Annotated in this window: 12 protein-coding genes; 8 read left to right on the forward strand and 4 right to left on the reverse strand. The window is 62.0% G+C overall.

What is annotated here, in order from left to right; translation table 11 throughout:
- Positions 1–45: 45 nt before the first annotated feature.
- The gene (locus Q7V20_RS15150; RefSeq protein ID WP_304792816.1) at positions 46–1,605 is read right to left on the reverse strand and encodes a methyl-accepting chemotaxis protein; all 1,560 of its coding nucleotides are present in this window, start codon (positions 1,603–1,605) and stop codon (positions 46–48) included.
- A gap of 254 nt (positions 1,606–1,859) precedes the next feature.
- Between Q7V20_RS15150 and Q7V20_RS15155 the strand changes: the two genes are divergently transcribed.
- Entirely contained in the window at positions 1,860–2,060 is a 201-nt protein-coding gene (locus tag Q7V20_RS15155; RefSeq protein WP_304792819.1) for a DUF3606 domain-containing protein, read from the forward strand.
- A 64-nt stretch (positions 2,061–2,124) separates the two neighbouring features.
- On the opposite strand, the gene Q7V20_RS15160 is transcribed toward Q7V20_RS15155, so the two are convergent.
- Positions 2,125–3,177: an AraC family transcriptional regulator gene (locus tag Q7V20_RS15160; RefSeq protein ID WP_304792822.1), complete on the reverse strand. Its 1,053-nt coding sequence runs from the start codon at positions 3,175–3,177 to the stop codon at positions 2,125–2,127.
- A gap of 161 nt (positions 3,178–3,338) precedes the next feature.
- Between Q7V20_RS15160 and Q7V20_RS15165 the strand changes: the two genes are divergently transcribed.
- Together Q7V20_RS15165 and Q7V20_RS15170 are read left to right on the forward strand one after the other, a co-directional pair.
- Positions 3,339–4,421, forward strand: a complete 1,083-nt coding sequence (locus Q7V20_RS15165; RefSeq protein ID WP_304792825.1) for a fatty acid desaturase — start codon at positions 3,339–3,341, stop codon at positions 4,419–4,421.
- Positions 4,422–4,447: 26 nt separating this feature from the next.
- Entirely contained in the window at positions 4,448–6,076 is a 1,629-nt protein-coding gene (locus tag Q7V20_RS15170; RefSeq protein ID WP_304792827.1) for a GMC family oxidoreductase, read from the forward strand.
- A gap of 122 nt (positions 6,077–6,198) precedes the next feature.
- Here the strand turns inward: Q7V20_RS15170 and Q7V20_RS15175 are convergent, their stop codons facing one another.
- A complete protein-coding gene (locus tag Q7V20_RS15175; protein WP_304792830.1) occupies positions 6,199–7,221 on the reverse strand; it encodes an AraC family transcriptional regulator in 1,023 nt (340 codons plus the stop codon).
- 132 nt (positions 7,222–7,353) lie between these two features.
- Between Q7V20_RS15175 and Q7V20_RS15180 the strand changes: the two genes are divergently transcribed.
- The 4 genes from Q7V20_RS15180 (at position 7,354) to Q7V20_RS15195 (ending at position 13,478) form a co-directional block, all read left to right on the forward strand.
- Entirely contained in the window at positions 7,354–9,834 is a 2,481-nt protein-coding gene (locus tag Q7V20_RS15180; RefSeq protein ID WP_304792833.1) for an alpha/beta hydrolase fold domain-containing protein, read from the forward strand.
- Positions 9,835–9,908: 74 nt separating this feature from the next.
- Positions 9,909–10,826 carry an alpha/beta hydrolase gene (locus Q7V20_RS15185; protein ID WP_304792836.1) on the forward strand — a complete coding sequence of 306 codons (918 nt, stop codon included), beginning with the start codon at positions 9,909–9,911 and terminating at the stop codon, positions 10,824–10,826.
- A 2-nt stretch (positions 10,827–10,828) separates the two neighbouring features.
- Positions 10,829–11,743, forward strand: a complete 915-nt coding sequence (locus tag Q7V20_RS15190) for an SDR family oxidoreductase (RefSeq protein ID WP_304792839.1) — start codon at positions 10,829–10,831, stop codon at positions 11,741–11,743.
- Positions 11,744–11,783: 40 nt separating this feature from the next.
- On the forward strand, positions 11,784–13,478 hold the full coding sequence (locus tag Q7V20_RS15195) for a long-chain-fatty-acid--CoA ligase (RefSeq protein ID WP_304792851.1): 1,695 nt from the start codon (positions 11,784–11,786) through the stop codon (positions 13,476–13,478).
- A 36-nt stretch (positions 13,479–13,514) separates the two neighbouring features.
- Here the strand turns inward: Q7V20_RS15195 and Q7V20_RS15200 are convergent, their stop codons facing one another.
- Positions 13,515–14,276 carry a GGDEF domain-containing protein gene (locus Q7V20_RS15200; protein ID WP_304792842.1) on the reverse strand — a complete coding sequence of 254 codons (762 nt, stop codon included), beginning with the start codon at positions 14,274–14,276 and terminating at the stop codon, positions 13,515–13,517.
- 38 nt (positions 14,277–14,314) lie between these two features.
- Between Q7V20_RS15200 and Q7V20_RS15205 the strand changes: the two genes are divergently transcribed.
- A partial coding sequence (locus Q7V20_RS15205) for an IS5 family transposase (protein ID WP_304792845.1) occupies positions 14,315–15,533 on the forward strand: 1,219 nt, incomplete at its 3' end.

Genomic DNA, 15,533 nt, shown 5'->3' on the forward strand with positions numbered 1-15,533 from the left:
AAGCCCGGCACAAGCTGCTTGACGCCCGGCGCCTGCGCGCCCTTCTTACGACAGTTTGAACATCGCCACCGACTGCACCAGTTGCTGTGCCTGGACCTTCAGGCTTTCTGCGGCGGCGGCGCTTTCTTCCACCAGCGCCGCGTTCTGCTGCGTGGCCTGATCCATCTGGCTGACCGCCTCACCCACCTGCTGAACGCCGGAGCTTTGCTCGGCGCTGGCCGAAGCGATCTCGCCCACGATGTCACTGACCCTCCTGATGGAGCCCACGATCTCACCCATGGTCTTGCCGGCCTGATCGACCAACACCGTGCCCTGCTCGACCTGCTCGACGCTGCGTCCGATCAGCGTCTTGATCTCCTTGGCCGCTTCGGCGCTGCGTTGCGCCAGGCTTCGCACTTCTGAAGCCACCACCGCGAAGCCGCGGCCCTGCTCGCCGGCACGGGCGGCCTCGACCGCCGCGTTCAGCGCCAGGATGTTGGTCTGGAAGGCGATGCCGTCAATGACGCTGATGATGTCGCCGATCTTGCGGCTGCTGTCGTTGATGCCCTGCATGGTGGTGACCACCTTGCCGACCACCTCGCCGCCTTGCGCGGCCACTTCCGACGCGCCCTGGGCCAATTGGTTGGCCTGCTTGGCGCTGTCCGCGTTGTTGCGGACGGTGGTGCCCAACTGATCCATGGTGGCGGCCGTCTGCTGCAGCGCGCTGGCCTGCTGTTCGGTGCGGCTGGACAGGTCCTGGTTGCCCTGCGCGATCTGTGCGCTGGCGGTGGCCACGCTCTCGGAGTTATGGCGCACGCTGGACACCAACTGGGCCAGCGCTGCCTGCATGCGCGCGGCGGTGGCCATCACGCTGGAGTCGTCACCCGAAGTGGTTTCGATGCGCACGCTCAAGTCGCCGTCAGCCACACGCTGCATGGCAGCGCCAAGCTCGGCGGGCTCACCGCCCAGGGCGCGCGTCAGGCTGCGGGTGAGCAGCACGCCAGCGCCGCCGGCCAGCAGGAAGGCGAGCACGCAGGCGCCGATCAGCAGGTTGCGTTGCGCTGCATAGTCTGCCGCGGCAGCCTCCACGCGCTTGTCAGACACGGTGCGAATGAAGTCAACGTAGGCCTGCGCTGCATTGTCCAGGCTGGCCAGCAACGGGCGGCACTCCTTGTTCATCTTCTCGATGGCTTCGTCGCGCCGGTTGGTCAGGGCCTTGTCGACAATGTCCAAGGCGATTGGCGCATAGGCCTTCTCGGTCCTGTCCATTTCCTCGATCAGACGGCGCCCTTCATCAGAAACATCGGTCGCCTGGCCCATTTGTTTGAGCTTGGCCATCGACTCTGTCGCTTCCTTGTGGGCGACCAGTACCTTTTCTTTCTCAACCGCCAGCTCCTCGGGGCTGGCGACAAGAACCAAGTTGCGTGCGGCGATGGCTCGTCGGTCTACGGCACCTCGCACTTTTCCTGCCATGTCGACACGGTCAGCGATGCCGTTGACGAAGCCGTCGAACCGTTGGTTCGCCTCGGACAGTGACTTCAGGGCGAAGCCGGAGATGAGCAGCACCACAAAAGCCAGAAGGCCAAAGGCCCAGGCCAGTTTGGCACGCACGGTCAAGTTGTTCATGGCTCTGTTCCTTAAAACAGTGTGACGGCGAGGTCAGGAGGAATCAGAGCAGGCGAAAGCGAGCACAGGTGCACATACCCGGACTCGTCGCACGGGTGGCGGAACTACACGATCTGTTATCGGTTTGCGAGAGGCCTTCTGTAGCCAACTTCGGAGAAGTGTCGGCTTGCGGCCCGGGTTCAGAAGCCGGCGCTCCCCCCCAACGGGCACAGCGATTGCCAAGTTACCGCATCGACAACCAACCGGAGGGCAGCATGTCCACAGAAAATATCCAACGCATCGACGTGAGCAGTGATCAAGCATTGACCACATGGGCTCAAAAATTCGACACCACCGCAGAGCAAATCCGCGACGCGGTTGCCGAGGTGGGAGACCACCCCGACGATGTTGAGCTGCACCTCAAGGGGAGCCGCTCCACCAGCAACAGCGACCGGGTTGCCAGCCAAATGCCCTGACGGGCGGCTCAGGCGCCAGGCTTTTTGCCTTGCGGCCCGGGCTCAGAAGCCGGCTGCTGTCCGCTCAAGCCACCTTGCGATGCGCACGCCAAGCCGACGGGGAGGTGCCCGTCCAGCGGCGAAAGGCCCGGGTGAATCCACTGACTTCGGCGAAGCCCAAAAGGTAGGCTATTTCACTGACGGAGTAAGTGGTTTGCGCCAAATACTCCAGCGCCAGCGCTTGGCGGGTTCGGTGGATGACATCACGGTAGGTGGTGCCCGCATCGGCCAATTTGCGCTGCAAGGTTCGAGAGGTGAGGCCCAGCGCCTGGGCCACTTCTGATTGAGGTGGATCGCCAGCAGGCAATCGCTCTTGCAGCAGATTCTTCAGCTTGGTCATCCATTGAGCATCCCCATCAGGCGCGCCAAGACCCGATAGATAGCGGCCTGTCGCTTCCTCGTTCACCCGTGCCAACTCTGCATTGCCATGGATCAGGCGCCGGCTCAAGGTGGCCTCGTCGACCAACAAGGCATTCTCAGCACAGCCATAGATGGGGACGTGCAGAAAAGCTCGTTCAAGCCAGTCATGCCGGGCGGGGCGGGGTCGTTGAAGACGCAGCTCCAGCGGTTTGAAATCGGGCCCGTAGAGCATGTGGCAAGCGCGGACAACGACGATCAACACGGCATCCAGCACGCACCACACGGCCTCGGCGTCATCCGGCGTCAACAGGTCGGCATCTGCTTTGACCAGCAATTGGCCCACGCCACCCTGGTGCACAAACTGGATCTCGCCCGCGTTGGTGACCAGCCGAAAATAGCGTGTCATGCGCTCGAACATGCTGGCCAAATCATTGGAAGCCAAAATGGCAAAGCCCAGCGCATGGAAGGTGGACACCGCGATTTGCTGCGACACCGACACGCCCAACAAGGGATCCCCGGTGGCCTGAATGGCCAGCTTCCAGAATTCAATCACCTGGCGGGACGGATAGCGGGCCAGCGGGTCGCCAAGCAAGGCCACGTCCAACCCGGCCTGGACCATCAAGGCGTGCGCGTCCACGCCTTTCTTATCGACCGCGCGCTTGAGCGCCGATACCCAACTTGATAAAGAAGTAAAGCGGCTGACGGGGGTATTGCTCAATGGGATGGCCGGGCTCGAATGAGGATGAGACGATGAAAAGAGGCGGCATGCGCGGCGCGTTCAAACAAGCGGCTGTCGCTTGCGGGCAAGACGCTGGGCGCTGCGGCGGAAAATGATTATGCCCATCGACGCAAGCCGTCACAAGCCATTGGCGCATCGACATGAACACCGTTCTCAGTGATCTGCAACGCACCCAGCTCATTCGGCAGCAGGTCTCCGCCCTGGGCGATGCCGCGCGAGAACGCCACCCTTGGCTGGCCCACCAAAACGCCATCGGGCTGGCCATCCAACTGGCCGCCGTGGGCGGCATGGGTTTGTGCAGCTGGCTGTACCTGTCGGGGCGCCTGCCTTGGTGGGGCGCTGTGCCCCTCATCGGCATGCTGGCCTCGTTGACGCACGAGATCGAGCATGACTTGATTCATTTGTTGTACTTCAAGCAACGTCCTTGGGTGCAGCATGCATTGTTGTTGGTGGGTTGGCTGTCGCGCCCTTCCACCGTCAACCCGTGGATGCGAAGGCAGATGCATTTCCACCACCACAAGAAGGCGGGCCACCCATCCGATTTCGAGGAGCGGGCCATCACCAATGGCGAGGCCTGGGGCCTCAAGCGGCTGTTCATGACCCTGGACAACATGCTGGCCATCATGCTCAGGCCGAACACGATGCGCAGCGTGGTGCGCCAATACGTCAAAGACGTTGAGCAGCCTGCCAGCCCTGCCGAGTGGCGAGCCGCGCTCTTTCGGAAAGGGCTGTCTTACATGCCCTTGGGCCATGCCTTCTGGATCGCATGGCATGCATTCGTGCTCTTCCACCTGGTGGACTTGAGCGCCGACTGGATGGGCCAGCCCATCGCCTGGTCGCCCGACATTCGTTCGGCCATGTCGGTGCTGGACGCGGTGACGGTGTGCCTCATCGCCCCGAACATCCTGCGCAACTTCTGCCTGCATTTCATCAGTTCGAACATGCATTACTACGGCGATGTCGAACCTGGCAACGTCATGCAGCAAACCCAGGTGCTGAACCACCCCATGTTCTGGCCCATGCAGTTGTTTTGCTTCAACTTTGGCTCAACCCATGCCATTCACCACTTTGTGGTGGGTCAGCCCTTCTACCTTCGGCAGATGATCGCTGCCGAGGCCCATGAGGTGTTGCGCAGCCAAGGTGTTCGGTTCAATGACCTGGGCACCTTCCGCCGTGCCAATCGACTTCACCCAGCGGAAGCGTTGGCGGCCCCTCAGTTTTGAGCGCGCGCATACCTTCGGAGAGCAGTGTGTACGACTATGTCGTGGTCGGCGGAGGATCCGCTGGTTGTGTGCTGGCGGCCCGGTTGAGCGAAAACCCGCTCATCAAAGTCTGCCTGCTTGAGGCCGGCCCCATCGATTCCCACCCAATGATTCGCATGCCACTGGGCATCGCCTACATGATGCGAAGCAAGAAGTTGAATTGGCACTTTCACACCGAGGCTGAACCCACGCTGGCCAACCGCCGATTGTTCTGGCCCCGCGGCAAGATGCTGGGTGGAAGCTCTTCCAGCAATGCCATGTGCTACACGCGGGGCCATGCCTCTGACTATGACGAGTGGGCAAGGCTTGGCAATGTCGGATGGTCATACCAAGATGTACTGCCGTACTTCAGGCGTGCTGAGCACCACGAACGTGGCGCCGACGCCTTCCATGGAACGGGTGGGCCGCTCAATGTGGCCAACTTGCGGTCGCCCAATGTGTTGACAAGCGCATTCGTGACAGCGGGCACCCAGGTCGGCATTCCCCGCAACGATGATTTCAATGGGGCCAAGCAGGAAGGCGTCGGCATCTTCCAGGTGACGCAGAAGAACGGGCGTCGATGCAGCACGGCTTCAGGCTACTTGGGCACGGCGAAACGACGGCCCAACCTGACCATCATCACTGGTGCGCAAGCACGGCGAGTGGTCTTCCGTGGGGACACGGCCGTTGGGGTCGAGTACCAACGCGGCGAAAAGCTCCATGTAGTTCATGCCGCGATGGAGGTGATCTTGTCGGCGGGGGCCATTCAAAGTCCGCAAATCCTGATGCTCTCTGGCATTGGGGACAGGGTGCAACTGCAAGCCCATGGCATTCATGCCGTGGCGCACCTGCCCGGCGTGGGGAAGAACTTGCGCGATCATTTGGACGTGATCGTGGTCAACAGCTGCACCCAGCCGGTCTCCATCGGGATCACGCCGGGCAATGTGTTGCGCTGGCCTTGGGAGCTGATTCGGTACTTGTGTGGTCGCCGTGGGCTTTTCACCAGCAATGCGGCCGAAGGCGGAGGCTTCGTGAAGAGCCGGCCTGATGAGCCTGTCCCTGATCTTCAATTCCACTTCAGCCCGCTGAAACTATCGCGCCACGGACTGGACATGGCCTACTTGTACGGGGATGGGTACTCACTGCATGTGTGTTGCCTCAGACCGAAAAGCGTGGGGGAGATCAGGCTGGCCTCCGCGAATCCACTTGAGGCACCGCAGATCATCGCCAACTACCTGACTCATCCGGATGACATGGAGACGATGGTCCGCGGTGTCCAGTTGGCACGCCTGGTGCTGGCCGCGCCTGCCTTCGATGGCTATCGAGGCAGGGAGTTGATGCCAACCGTGCTCTGTGAGGGGGAGGACAAAATCCGGCAGTTCATTCGTGAGCGAGCGGAGACGATTTACCACCCGGTGGGGACTTGCAAGATGGGGCAAGACGCCATGGCCGTGGTGGACAGCCAGTTGCGCGTTCATGGTGTGCGTCAGCTACGGGTGGTTGACGCGTCCATCATGCCCACGTTGATCGGCGGCAATACCAATGCTCCGACGGTGATGATCGCGGAGAAGGCCAGTGATTTGATCAAGCAGGCCTGGCATGGAAGTACCACCCCGGCCAATGTGGCGTTGGCCTAGGCAAAGCGCACGCTAGCGCCTGGCGGAACGGGCGAGCACAGGGTGAGGTTGATGCTGAAGGTCAACAGTCCCATGGTCAGCCAGCGGCGGCGGGCAAAGGCTTTTCTCCTTGCAGCCCGGGCTCAGAAGCCAGACTTCCGCCCAAGGCTTGGCGCAACACCAAACCACCGCTTGTAGGCCTGAGAAAAGCTGGACAGGTCGCTGAAGCCCATCCGCTCAGCGATCTGAGTCAGCGACAGCGTGTCATCCGCCAGCAAGTCATTGGCCTGACGGCCGCGCACTTCGGCCAGCAGCACCCTGTACGACACGCCTTCATCCTGGAGCCGCCGCTTCAAGGTCCTGTCGCTGAGGCCCAGCGTGCGCGCGGCCTGGAGCAGATCCGGCGCCAGGTTGAGCGGCACGGCGGCCAGGTACTGGCGCACGCATTCGGCCGCACCCAAGCGGGCGCGGCGGCGTTCCATCAATTCCTCACAGGCTCTTTCGCACATGGCCACGGTGACCGGATTGGCTTGAGGCAGCCGCAGGCTCAGGAGCTTGCTGTCGAATGACAAGCTGTTGCTGGCGGCCCCAAACTCAGGGCGGACACCGCCCATGCGCGGATGGTTGGCAAGCACGGCCGCACCAGGCTGCAAGGCGTGCTTGAGCGTGAACCGAGACAAGGTGAACTCCGCGCCCAGCGTCTCTTTCATCAGCCGCGAAGCCGCCGCCACATCGCGCTCAACCAGGAAGCGCTGGATGACGGGCTCAACGTCCGGGGCGTCGAAAGTGACGGTGTACATCTCACCGTCCAGGCCGCCAGAAATCCGGCAGAAGGCAAACGTGAGGGGGATGAAACGCAAAGCCAGCGCCAAGGCGTCGGCCGCTGTCGCGCTGCTGACCAGGCCCAGGCCCCACAAGCCGTATGAAGCGAAGTTGTAGCGCATGCCCACTTCCAGCCCCAGCCCCGGCTGCTTGCACGCGCGGATGAGGTTGTGCACCACGCACAGTTCCTGGCTGGCATCGAGCTCAATGGCCGGGTCGGCCAGATCGGCTTCCTTCAGCCGGGAGCGGGCCAGGATCTTTGAGGCATCCAGCCCTTGCTCTTGGCCAAACTCGACCAAAAGTCGGACGCTGGCTGCGCTGCGCCTGAAATCCCAAAAGCTCATGGAGGGTCGATGCCATTGAATTGGCCCAAATCATAAAGCCTTTGTCCCCGGCCAACATTCTCAATGGCGGTGCTTTTGCGCATGATTGGCCCCATGGCGGCGGCCTTTCGCCGCACTTGCAGGTTTCAGAATATGCAAAGCACCGGCTTGAACACAGACAGCCCCATCAACACGATCATCATCGGCTCCGGCTTCGCGGGGATCGGCATGGCGGTCGCATTGAAGAAGGCTGATCTGGGCGATTTCCTCATACTAGAAAAGCGCCACGATGTGGGCGGCGTTTGGCGGGACAACACCTACCCGGGCGCGGCCTGTGATGTCCCATCCCACCTGTACTCGTTTTCGTTCGAGCCCAACCCGAACTGGTCCAGGGTGTTTGCACCCCAAGCCGAAATCCACCAGTACCTGAAGCATTGCGCCGAGAAATACGGGCTGCTGCCATTCATCCGTTTCGGCTGTGAAGTGGCCCAAGCCGCTTACCACGAAGGGCTTGCGCTGTGGACCGTGACCTTGACCAGCGGCCAGGTTCTGCAAGCCCGGTTCCTTGTCACAGCCACAGGCCAACTCAGCCGCCCGGTGTATCCCAAACTGAAAGGCATGGAAAGCTTTGAGGGGCACGTTTGCCACTCTGCCCACTGGGACCACAGCTACGACATGAAGGGCAAGCGCGTTGCGGTGATTGGCACGGGCGCTTCGGCCATCCAGTTCGTGCCTGCGATCTCGGATCGGGTGAACCAACTGACCGTCTTTCAACGCTCGGCCGCCTACATCCTGCCTCGTCCTGATGGCCCGTATGCGGGCTGGCGCAAGGCCTTGTTCAGGATGGCCCCCTGGACGATGAAGCTGCACCGGGCCCGCATCTATTCGCAATACGAAGGCCGCGCTGTGGGTTTCACCCGCGTCAAGGCGCTGATGGACCTGGCCGTGGGCCTGCCTTTCAAAGCGCTGCTCCGAAGGCAAGTGGCCGACCCCGGTCTGCGTGCGCGGCTCACGCCCGACTACCCCATTGGCTGCAAGCGCATCCTGCTGTCCAACGACTACCTGGCCACGATGGCCAAGCCCAACGTGAAGGTGGTGACGGAAGGCATCCGAAGCATCACGGCCGATGGCATCGAGACAGCCGATGGACAGCACCACACCGTGGATGCGATTGTCTATGGCACAGGGTTCGCGGCCACCGAGTTCCTCGCGCCGATGACCATCACCGGGCGGGACGGGTTGGATCTGAACGAAGCCTGGAGCAAGGGTGCGCAGGCCTATCTGGGCATGACGGTGCCGGGCTTTCCCAACTTCTTCATGCTCTATGGGCCCAACACCAACTTGGGTCACAGCTCCATCATCTACATGCTCGAAAGCCAGATCGCGCACACCGTGAGGTGCATGAAGGCAGCGCACAAGGCGGGCGCCAACGCGATCGAGGTTGATGCGGCACGCTATGCCAGCTTCAATGGCACCGTGCAAAAGCGCCTGACGGCCACGGTGTGGCAGGGTTGCAAGAGCTGGTACGTCGATGCCAACGGCCACAACAGCACGAACTGGCCTGGCTTCACCTTTGGGTACCGCTGGCTCACGCGTTATTCCTCGCTCAACGCGTACAACTTCATCGAGCCACATCGCGGCTCAGGCAATGTGATTCGGTTTGCCGAACCGCGGGGCGTGGTGGAATCACTCACTGCCAGCACCTTGAAGGCCCTGTTGCGCACCACATTCAAAGCCTTCATTCGTCCGCCGTTCGGCGTTGGCGCGCAGCGCTTCATCGTGAGCGCCTTGTCAAACCTCATGCCCAGCCACCGGCATGTGCATGTCGCACGGCATGACATCCATGGCGTCACCACAGAAGTGATCTCGCCAAAACAGGCGCAAGTCCGGGGCGCCACCATCCTCTACTTGCATGGCGGAGGCTTTTGCACCGGCAGTGCCCGCACACACCGCAGTTTGACAACGCGCTTTGCCGCCACGGGCATGACGGTCTGGGTGCCGGAATACCGCCTGGCGCCCGAACACCCACAGCCCGCCGCCGTCGAGGACGCACTGACCTGCTATCGCGCCTTGCTCAAGCAAGGCCTGGCACCTCACCAGATCGTGGTTTGCGGGGATTCTGCCGGTGGCGGCTTGGCCCTCACGCTGGCCTTGAAACTGCGTGATGCGGGCGAGCCCATGCCCGCAGGGCTGATGCTGCTGTCGCCCTTCCTGGACAACACCCTGTCAGGTCAGACCATCCGCTCGGCTGCGGAGCTTGATCCGATGCTCAATGTGGCATGGCTGAAGCAGGCTGCGCATTGGTATGCGCCGGGCTCTAAAAAGCCACATTTGTTGGGCGCCGATTTGCATGGGATGCCTCCCATGCTGATTCAAGTGGGCGACCTGGAAATTCTCGAATCCGATGCGACCAGGCTGAACGCGCGCGCCGCGCACTACGGCGTGCCTTGCCGCCTGGAAATCTATTCAGGCCGTTGGCATGTGTTTCAACTTCAAGCGGCATTCCTGGCCTCTGCAGCCAACGCGGTCACACGCTTGGCCACCTTCGCCAGCCAAAGAACGCAGGCACAAACGCCTCACTTTGCATGGCATGAGAGTGCAGGCGACCCGATCTCCAGGGCCATGGCGTTTTGACCACGCGCTCGTTGCACCACACGCCTGTGTGGCGCATGCTCCCTTTTCACATCGCATTACTTTCGGAACCAACCGTGAAATCTCGCCGTTACCCTGACACCTCGCATGTGCGCCTGCGCGCCATCAAGTCCACCTTCCAGGCGGAAGATGCACTGTGCGCCGCGACGCTCTACGTGCCGCAAGACGCCGATCCCGATCAGGAATTGCCCGCCATCTTGATGCTGGGCGGGTGGGGCAGCATCCAACGCGCCATGACCTCGTCATACACCCACAGTTTTGTCGAAGCGGGGTTTGCCGTCATGGAGTTCGACTACCCCGGCTGGGGCGACAGCGGGGGCTTTCCGAGGCAGGACATCAACCCATGGCGGCGGACAAGGGTGGCCGACACTGCGCTCGCTCATTTGAAGGCACAGCCGATGGTCGCTGCAAACCGCATCACCCTGTGGGGCACATCGTTCGGCGGGGGCCATGTGGTGGATCTGGCATCGCAGCACCCGGAACTCAAGGGCGCCATCATCCAGGTTCCCATGCTCGACGGGATGGCTGCCACCTTGGCCACGCCGCCCCTTCGGATGATGAAGATGAGCACGCTGGGACTGATCGATTTCCTCAAGCCGGGCACGCCCATTTGTGTGCCGACACTGTCTCGCGAAGGGCAGTTTGGCACCATGGACCGGGACGGCGCCTGGGAGGCCATGGAGCTTGCCATGGCGGCATTGAAAGGCTACGGCTACGACAACCGGGTGACGGCCAGGTCCTTGTACACGATGCCGTTCTATCGGCCGTGGCAGCGCTTGAAAGACGTCAAGATTCCCATGTTGATGATCGGCGCGACCGGTGACACGGTGGCGCCCTTTGTGTCCGACAAGGTTCACCGGGTGGGCAATCCCCATATCGAGGTCATCGAAATCGATGCCAATCACTTCGATCCGTACTTCGACCCGCTGTTTCCCAAGATGCTGGCGTTGCAGATGAATTTCCTACTTCGCTGAACATGACAACCCTTACTTTGAAAGCCGGTCAGACGGCTGTGATCACCGGCGCGGGCAGCGGCTTTGGTTTGGCGCTGGCACGGCTTGGCGCCCAGAAGGGCCTGAACCTCGTACTGGCCGATGTCCAGCAGGATGCCTTGGATGCATTGGATGCCGAGTTGACGAAGGCAGGCGCGAAGTTCGCCCTCTTGAAGAGCGATGTCTCGCTTGCGGAAGACGTGCAGGCCGTGGCCGACCTGTGCATGGCGCGTTTTGGCGCGCCCAACATCGTGATCAACAACGCGGGCGTGGAACACTGCGGCTTGATTTGGGAGCACAACCAGCGCGATTGGGAATGGGTGCTGGGCGTCAACCTGTTCGGTGTGATCCACGGCCTGCGCATCTTCACGCCTTTGATGCTGGCCGCCGCGCGCAAGGACCCCGCCTGGCAAGGACACATGGTCAACGTCGCCTCCATGGCAGGCTTGTTGAACTCTCCGAACATGGGCGCCTACAACGTGAGCAAGCATGCCGTGGTCAGCCTGTCCGAGACGCTGTACCAAGACCTGGCCTTGGTGACGGACCAGGTGCACGCTTCGGTGCTGTGCCCTTACTTCGTACCCACGGGCATCCACATGTCGCATCGCAATCGCCCCGCAGAGTTGTGCAGCGAGGACAAGCCCACGCCAAGCCAGATGATTGCGCAAGCCATGATGACGAAGGCGGTCACCTCAGGCAAGGTCACGGCCGATGAAGTGGCCCAGCTCGTGTACGAAGGCATCGAAGCCGGTCGCTTTTATATCTACACACACCCGAACGCATTGCGCATGGTGCAGACGCGCCTGGAGGATGTGCTCCAGGGCCGCAACCCAAGCGATCCGTTCCTGGGCAAGCCAGAAATCGGCGAACAGTTGCGCAACGCCTTGCGCATTCGATAGCGGCCTTTTTTTTAATCTAAGGATGACAAGCATGGCAGAGATCTCGAAGCCCTGGCTCTCGCACTACCAGCCCGGCGTGCCGGCACACATCGACGCTTCGGTGTACCCGAGCTTGGCCGAACTGCTGGAGCAGGCATTCAAGCAGCACGCGCGCCGTGACGCGGCGGCCTTCATGGGCGCCCGTTGGACGTTCGAGCAGCTCGACGATGCGTCGAAGGCGCTGGCAGGCTGGCTCCAGTCCTGCGGCTTGGCGCCCGGCGCCCGGGTGGCGCTGATGATGCCGAACGTGCCGCAGTACATGGTGGCGATCGCGGCCGTGTTGCGGGCGGGTTTCGTGGTCGTCAACGTGAATCCCCTGTACACGCCTCGCGAGCTGGAGCACCAGCTCAAGGACTCCGGGGCCGAAGCCATCGTGATCCTGGAGAACTTCGCCGTGACTCTGGAGCAGGTGGTCGAGCGCACGCCGGTCAAGCATGTGGTGCTGGCGGCCATGGGCGACATGCTGCCTTGGGCCAAGGGCAAGCTGGTGAACTTCGTGGTGCGGCACGTCAAGAAGATGGTGCCGACGTTCACGCTGCCCGCCGGCCTGAAGGTGACCCGGTTCAACGATGCGCTCGTTCGAGGCAACAGCAAGGCGTCGTTCAAGCGCCCGCAACTGCGTCCGGACGACGTCGCCTTCCTGCAGTACACCGGCGGCACCACGGGCGTGTCCAAGGGCGCCACGCTGCTGCACCGCAACGTGGTGGCCAACATCCTGCAATGCGAGGCCTGGTTCAAGCCGGAGCTGAGCAAGAACGGCAACGAGCAGCTGGTCAATGTGTGCGCGCTGCCGCTGTATCACATCTTCGCGCTCACGGCCTGCTTCATGGTGGGCGCGCGCATGGGCAGCCTGAACATCCTGATCGCCAACCCGCGCGACATGGACGGGTTCATCAAGACGCTGCAGGGGTTTCGGATCAGCCAGTTCCCGGCGGTCAACACCCTGTACAACGGCTTGCTGAACCATCCGGAATTCGCCAAGCTCGATTTCTCGGGGCTGCGCGTGAGCAATGGCGGCGGCATGGCGGTGCAGCAAGCCACCGCCGAAATATGGAAGAAGATCACCGGGTGCTCGATCGTCGAAGGCTACGGCTTGTCGGAAACCTCGCCGGTGGCCACGATCAATCGGCTCGACAGCGCGGGCTTCACCGGCGCGATCGGCATGCCGATTTCGTCGACCGAGGTGGTGATCCTGGACGATGCGGGCGCGGTGCTGGGCACGGACGAAATCGGCGAGATCGCGATCCGCGGCCCGCAGGTGATGGCCGGTTACTGGAGACGCCCTGATGAAACCGCCAAGGTCATGACGGCCGACGGGTTTTTCCGCACGGGCGACGTGGGGATCATGAACGCCGACGGCCTGATCAAGATCGTGGACCGCAAGAAGGACATGATCCTGGTGTCGGGCTTCAACGTGTACCCCAACGAGGTGGAGCAGGTGGTCAGCCTGCACCAGGGCGTGCTGGAATGCGCCGCCGTGGGCGTGCCGGATGCCAAGTCCGGCGAGGCCGTGAAGCTGTTCGTGGTCAAGAAGGATCCGTCTCTGGTCGAAGCAGATCTGGTGCGCTACTGCAAGGAGCAGCTCACCGGCTACAAGTGCCCGAAATACATCGAGTTTCGCGATGACCTGCCCAAGACCAATGTGGGCAAGATCCTGCGCCGCGAGCTGCGGGACGAGCAGAAGAAGGCAGCCTGATCGATAGACGACCATCGATGTATCGTCTTGCCATCGCTAGATGTCGGCGATGCATTGATTGCGACCGGCCTTTTTGGCTGCGTACAGCGCGCGGTCAGCGCGTTCCAATGTGTCTGCCCAGCTCTCTCCAACGCGATGGTGAGCCAGACCCGCAGAGAAGGTGACGCGCAGTTCTGAGACTTGACTCGAAAGCGCTGCCTGGGCAACCGCCACCAGCAGGCGGTCAATGGGCGTCTGAGACCCACCTGGCATGACGATCAGGAACTCTTCACCGCCCCACCGGCCAACCGTGTCTATGTCTCGAAAGGCGGATTTTGCCAGGGCGGCAAATCCAAGCAGCACCTCATCGCCAACCTGATGTCCATGGGTGTCATTGACCTGCTTGAAATGATCCAGGTCAATCAAGGCAACGCAGAAGCCAGGCGTACCGGAGCCACCGCGCATGGTTTCATGATCAAGGACCTCATGCAAATGCTGCCGGTTGTAAAGGCCTGTCAAGGTGTCGATGGCCGTGAGGCGCTCGACTTCCGCGATGGCCAACTCAAGTTCTTTGCGTTCTGTGTGGTTCTTTTCGCGGGAGCGGGCGTAGTTGTATGACTGCCAGGTGAGCATCAGCAAGACACCGCAAGCTGTCGCCATGCTCAAGCCCTCTGATGCGGTATCGAATACTGGCCCACCCCAGAAACTCATGCCGATCCAGGAAATAACCAGTCGGCCTTGCAAAACCACCACACCCCCGATGAATACAGGGCGAGTCGTGCAATTGGGGATGGTCAGAACTCTGGGTTTTCGGTTCAATGACGCTCAGTTTCTGGGAGTTTTGAGGATCTGAACAGATGAGCACGCCCGACTTCTTTCGCGCCCGGCTGGACACCATGATCGACCTGCGCCACCCGCTGGCCGTGCTGGCCACACGGATGCCGTGGACCGAGATCGAGAAGTCCCTGGCGCCGCTGTTTGCACGCAAGGCGCGCATGGGCAGCATGAAGCTGGACGCCGACATGTTTGGCCCCACCGCCGTGGTGGTTGCCGGTGGCCTCAGTGCTGCTGGCCGCCCGCGGCTGCCCATCCGCCTGATGGTGGCGCTGCTGTATCTCAAGCATGCCTTCAACGAGAGCGACGAGTCGGTGGTCGAGCGCTGGAGCGAGAACTGCGTGTGGCAGTTCTTCAGCGGCCAGCAGTACTACGAGCCCCGCATGCCCTGTGACCCCAGCCAGATCGGGCGCTTTAGACGTGTGCTTGGTGAGGCCGGGGTCGAGCAATTGCTCAAGACCACCATCGAGACGGCGGTGCGCATCCAGGCTGTCAAGAAGAGCGAGTTCGAGCGCGTCATCGTCGACACCACAGTGCAGGAGAAGGCCATCGCCCATCCGACGGACAGCCGCTTGCTGGAGGTCGCACGCGGACAACTGGCCGAGATGGCCAAGAAGCTGGGGCTGTCGCCCAAGCAGACCTTTGAGCGCGAAGGCCAGACGCTGCGCCGCAGGGCTGGGGGCTACGCTCACGCCCGCCAGTTCAAGCGCCTGCGCAAGGTGCTGCGTCGCCAGCGCACGATCCTGGGTGTGCTCATGCGTGATGTGCAGCGCAAGATGGCCGATTTGAGCGATGCCGCCCAAGCCCAGTTACAAGACCTGCTCGATCGCGTGACGCGCATCCATGCGCAGACCGCCAGCAAGGCCAATCCCAGCGGGCGCGGCAAGCTGTACGCACTGCACGCCCCCGAGGTCGAATGCATCGGCAAGGGCAAGGCCCGCAAGCCCTATGAGTTCGGCGTCAAGAGCAGCCTGGCCATCACGCATGGCCAAGGCCTGATCGTCGGTGCGCGCACCTTCCCCGGCAACCCGTATGACGGCCACACCCTGGCGGCACAGCTGGAGCAGACCAGCACGCTGCTGCAAGACCTGGACGTCAAGCCCACCACGGCCATCGTGGACTTGGGCTACCGTGGTGTGGACGCGGAGATCGCGCCCATCGAGCTGATTCACCGAGGCAAGTCCAAGCGGCTGACGGACAAACAACGACGATGGCTGAAGCGGCGCCAGGCGGTCGAGCCGG

Origin of the sequence: Aquabacterium sp. (genome assembly GCF_030652515.1) — a bacterium.
Lineage (GTDB): Bacteria > Pseudomonadota > Gammaproteobacteria > Burkholderiales > Burkholderiaceae_C > Aquabacterium.

Excerpts from the sequence above, each read along its gene's own strand:
- Q7V20_RS15150 (WP_304792816.1), bottom strand. The coding sequence starts at position 1,605 with ATGAACAACTTGACCGTGCGTGCCAAACTGGCCTGGGCCTTTGGCCTT.
- Q7V20_RS15155 (WP_304792819.1), top strand. The coding sequence starts at position 1,860 with ATGTCCACAGAAAATATCCAACGCATCGACGTGAGCAGTGATCAAGCA.
- Q7V20_RS15165 (WP_304792825.1), top strand. The coding sequence starts at position 3,339 with ATGAACACCGTTCTCAGTGATCTGCAACGCACCCAGCTCATTCGGCAG.
- Q7V20_RS15175 (WP_304792830.1), bottom strand. The coding sequence starts at position 7,221 with ATGAGCTTTTGGGATTTCAGGCGCAGCGCAGCCAGCGTCCGACTTTTG.
- Q7V20_RS15180 (WP_304792833.1), top strand. The coding sequence starts at position 7,354 with ATGCAAAGCACCGGCTTGAACACAGACAGCCCCATCAACACGATCATC.
- Q7V20_RS15190 (WP_304792839.1), top strand. The coding sequence starts at position 10,829 with ATGACAACCCTTACTTTGAAAGCCGGTCAGACGGCTGTGATCACCGGC.